Here is a 4,738-nt window from a genome sequence, read left to right as displayed (position 1 = left end):
TGAAGAACACGGATTAACACTGTGATTTTTTTATTTTTGAAACCACTAAAAACACGGAAGGACACGGTTTCTTATCTGCTACTTTGACACTATAGCAAACTAGAATAAGCATATGTGCAAGTGAACATATTTATTGATTTTGCTAGTAACTCTTAGCGAAGTATCCTTAGAAAAATCGTATGGGCAGCACGGATGGTGCCCAAGCCTTCCAGGGCAGGAGGCCCTCTGGGAGGCGTTAGATTTTTCTTGGAATATGAGCTTTAGAGTTACCAAAATCAATAACCTTGTGAACTGCACATATGCTTATTCTTTAGTTACTGTAGCTTTCTTAGATACAAATGTTGTCATCCTGAGCACAGCAATGTAGGAACATTTTATAATCGTTCCGCAACCTCATTGCCCCACTCTAGCTCTGTCATCCTGAGCGGTAAGCGAAGGATCTTATACCTAAAAGAAATACCCAAACACTGGAGAATGGTGACTGGCGGTGAGAGACATGCCCTATAGAAAAACCCTAGGCAGTTGCTTATTCTTCAAACACTATAGCTTACTTTTGCACCATAGAACGATATAGTAAGCCCATATGAGATATGTGATGAAGATATATTGCGAGCTTTGTTATAGTTCTTAGCGAAGAGCGAACTAAAAAAGCCGTAAGGCTGGCACGGATGCCAGCCTAGGCATCCAGGACATGGAGGTCCTTTGGGTGCCGTTAGGCTTTTTGTGAGATTAAGCTATAGAACTACCAAAGCGAGCTCTTTTATCTAAAACACATATCTCATATGGGCGCTTTAGTATCTTTAGTGGTTTCAAAAAGACCCAAAAGGAATACCCAAGAGATATCTTTTATGCTAAAATAGCATTATAAAATGAGCATGAGGAAGTGAACATTATATGGCTACTTGTCTTACACATTTAAGAGTAGCAGAGAAAATAAAAGAAAGAATAAAAGATATTGACTTAGATTACTTTATGGCGGGAAGCATAGCTCCTGATTCAGGTGGAAAAGAGATAACTCATTTTTATAAAAATAAGAATGAAGAGCAATGCATTGATGTGAAGTGTTTCTACAGCAGGCATCTTAGACCGGAAAATCTTTTTCTTAGGTCTGATAAAACTCGGTCCTTTTATTGGGGCTATTATTGTCATCTTATTGTGGACAACCTATGGAATGAAAGATACTATAAACCTGCTAAAAAGAAATACAATGGAGAAGGGGATTTTGCACAACTATTTAAGCAAGAAATGGAAGTCTTAGACTTTAAATATCTTGAGCAAAACCCTCAAAACAATATATTGTTAAAATTTATGGATTTAGAAGTAAAACTGGAATTTTTTACTGATTTTCCACCTAAGCTCATATACGAAAATATAGAAAAAATTAAAAGTTATTATAGCAGTTCAACTATTAAGACAGAGAGCAAACTGAACTTTCTTGACATGACATCTATGGAAAGGTTTGTGGATGATGCTGTTAAAGAACTAATTAATAATTTTTACAAATAGAATTAAGGAGAGCATAAATGATTAGCACAAAATTGAAAGGATATATCTATCTGGGTATAACCATATTGATTTTTAGCACTCTAGAGGTAGTTTCATCAAGCTTGAAGGGCTTGATTCATCCACTTCAGCTCATTTTTATCAGGTTTTTGTTAGGCGGATTGGTGCTTTTACCGTGGGTTATAGTGAAAAGGGAAGCCATATCAAAAAAAGATTGGCTATTTTTTGCTGGTTTGGGCATATTAAATACTGTTATAAGCATGGGAAGCCTCCAGTTGGCAATATCCATGGGAAAAGCTTCAACTGCAGCCATATTGATAAGCTCTAATCCGATTTTTGTTGTTATGTTCTCGGTTTTATTGCTTAAAGAAAAGGTATATAAGAATAACATAATATGTATGTTGCTTGGGCTTATTGGAATTATATTAATAATATACAAACCAGATTCAACTGGAGATACGCCATTGAGTTTATTGTTAGGTGTCATATCTTCATTGACTTTTGGATTATACACAGTGTTAGGAAAAAAGAAAGCAGATAATATAAGCAGTATCACCATGATAAGCCTTTCAGCCATAATCGGAAGTATATGCACTATTCCTATATTGCTATTTATGAAACTGCCAGTCTTATATTTCCCCAAAGAAGGATTTTTTAGAATAATGTATTTAGGTTTAATTTTATCAGGCTTTGCATATATTACATTTATTGAAGCTTTAAAAATATTGAGCGCCAGCAAAGGCTCAATGGTTTTCTTTCTTAAACCTGCTGTAGCAGCTATATTAGCTGTTATATTTTTAAATGAGACCATAAGCAGCAGAACATTGTTTGGAATGCTGTTAGTTGCTGCAGGAATTTTTATAAATTTTTACAAAAAAGATTTTAAACAAAGGAGTTGAATACTTGCTTTGGATTCTACAAATAAGGTTGAACTTCTGGATAAAAATAATAAAGAACTAAAAGCGATGGCAGATGCTTATTTTAAGCAAGATATTCCGTTGGTATATGGAGATGGGTCAGTACAAGCTAAGATTGCACTTATAGGAGAGGCACCAGGCAGGAATGAAGTAGAAAAAGGCAAGCCTTTCGTTGGTCAGGCAGGTAAGAATCTGGAGGAATTTATGGAGATACTCCAGTTGAAAAGAGATGACATATATATAACCAATGTTGTTAAGTTCAGACCCTGCAAAATAAACGAAAAAACAGGCAGAACCTCTAATAGGCCTCCTACAAAGGAAGAAATAAATCTATGCCGACCTTTTCTAAAGAGAGAGTTAGCAATAATAGAACCTGAACTTTTGGTGAGCCTAGGGAATGTGCCTTTGAAATGCTTAACTGGAAATGAATCCGCAACAATTGGAGAATACCATGGCAAGCCAACTCAAATAAACTTTACCGGGTCTAATATTACATTATTTCCTCTGTACCATCCAGCCAGCATTATCTATAGAGCAGAATTAAAATCCGTATACATAGAGGATTTATATAAACTAAAAGAATATATGGAATCATACTAATAATAAAGTGCTCTTAGGGAGCACTTTATTACAGTTTTGTTTCAAACTCCTTAAAAGATTGTTTTTTTTGCAGTATAACCATATAATGTTAATAAGGTATAATGGCTAAGGAGGTTAACAGAATGAAAACTTTTCAAAGCATCAGGAAGAAAGCAGTCCTTTCATTAACCTTCACCTTCGGGCTTATCTTTGCTGTAGCAACTGCACTTATATATCATCTTGATATGCCCTTAAAATATGGACTATATGTATCTTTAATTGTTGCTGGACTCCAGTATCTAATAAACCCTTTTATAATAGAACTGCTTTTTAGTATAAACTTTGAAAGAAATATAGAATATACAGACCCGAGATTATATGAGTTTCTTGAGAAAACTTGCGCTAAGCTTAAAATGAAAATGCCGAAGGTCGGATTTATAGATGATGGAAATCCAAATGCCTTTACCTATGGACATATTCCCAGAAATGCAAGAATAGTATTGACAACTGGACTAATGGATGTTCTTACTGAAGAAGAATTAGAGGCAGTAGTAGCTCATGAGCTAGGTCATATAAAGAACTATGATTTCATATTGATGACTATGGTATCTGTAATTCCAATGGTTTTATATCAAATATACGTTTTTACTGGCAGGAATAGGAATAATCCAACATATATTATTGGTTTGATGGCTTATGGAGCCTATATACTTAGTCAATATACTGTGCTATTTTATTCAAGAATAAGAGAATACTATGCTGATGATTTTGCTATAAGGATATCTGATTCAAGTGAAGCATTGAGCAGTGCTTTGATAAAGATAGCCTACGGATTTACAAAGATGGAGAATAAAAAACCTATAAAGGCGAATGCATTAGGAGTGATTAACAATCTTCAAAGCCAAGGATTTGTATTGAATAACTATAAGGCTTTAGAAAAGGGTGAGGCTATCGAAAAGCTTATAGGTTGGGACACTAAAAGCATATGGAGTAAACTATACGAATTAAATTCTACCCATCCCCTGACTGCTAAGAGAATAATGGCTATGAAGGGTAAATATATTGAGAATGCAAGGCTTTCTTTTAAGAGCATTGTAAGTTTTATAATAGAGGCAGTAGTTAATCTTTTACCCTATGGTATTTGTTTAATAATAGCGCTGCCAAATATACGGGAAAGTCTGGTATGGAACAAGCTATTTGCTAGTGTGGTTATAGGAGTATATAAAAGCTTTATCTCAAATCCTATAAATCTTAGTATACTAGGGCTAGCACTAATAGTGAGACATTATTTTATATACAGTAAAAAGCATGAAGCAAGTACAATTGAAGAGTTGCTTATCAGAGAAGATGCTTCACCAATAAAAGGAATATCAACAGTTTTGGAAGGCACTATAACTGGAAGAGGAGTTCCGGGACTTTTCTATAGTGAAGACTTTGTGTTGGATGATGATACAGGAATAATGATATTGGATTACAGACAGCCCTTAAGAATATTAGAATTTCTATTTGGAGCATTCAAGGCTGAAGAACTTATAGGACAAAGGGTTAAAGTTATAGGTTGGTACAAGAGAGCAAACAGACCATATTTTGTATGCAAAAGTATAATTATGGATGGCAAAAAGGTTATTTGTTATTCATACTATGCAAGTAAAATATTGGCATATGGGGCCTTAGTGTCAGGCTTGATAATCTATATTTTAAGATTTTTGTAATTTGAGGTGTGCTATGTATACAATGGA

Annotated in this window: 4 protein-coding genes; all 4 read left to right on the top strand. The window is 34.6% G+C overall.

All coding sequences use genetic code 11. From position 1 onward, the window contains the following. Positions 1 to 894 precede the first annotated feature (894 nt). The 4 genes from ACESM9_RS14555 (at position 895) to ACESM9_RS14540 (ending at position 4,711) form a co-directional block, all read left to right on the top strand. Complete coding sequence (locus ACESM9_RS14555) at positions 895 to 1,506, top strand: zinc dependent phospholipase C family protein (RefSeq protein WP_373000291.1); 612 nt, start codon at positions 895 to 897, stop codon at positions 1,504 to 1,506. A 17-nt stretch (positions 1,507 to 1,523) separates the two neighbouring features. Continuing rightward, positions 1,524 to 2,402 (top strand): DMT family transporter, encoded by an 879-nt coding sequence (locus tag ACESM9_RS14550; RefSeq protein ID WP_373000288.1) that lies wholly within the window; start codon positions 1,524 to 1,526, stop codon positions 2,400 to 2,402. Between the two features lie 9 nt (positions 2,403 to 2,411). After that, entirely contained in the window at positions 2,412 to 3,020 is a 609-nt protein-coding gene (locus tag ACESM9_RS14545; protein ID WP_373000285.1) for a uracil-DNA glycosylase, read from the top strand. Positions 3,021 to 3,142: 122 nt separating this feature from the next. Further along, entirely contained in the window at positions 3,143 to 4,711 is a 1,569-nt protein-coding gene (locus ACESM9_RS14540; protein WP_373000282.1) for a zinc metalloprotease HtpX, read from the top strand. Positions 4,712 to 4,738 lie beyond the last annotated feature (27 nt).

The sequence above is a fragment of the Lutispora sp. genome, assembly GCF_041687175.1.
GTDB lineage: Bacteria > Bacillota > Clostridia > Lutisporales > Lutisporaceae > Lutispora.
The sequence above is the reverse complement of the archived record's forward strand: the minus strand, read 5'-3'. Positions and strand labels throughout refer to the sequence as shown.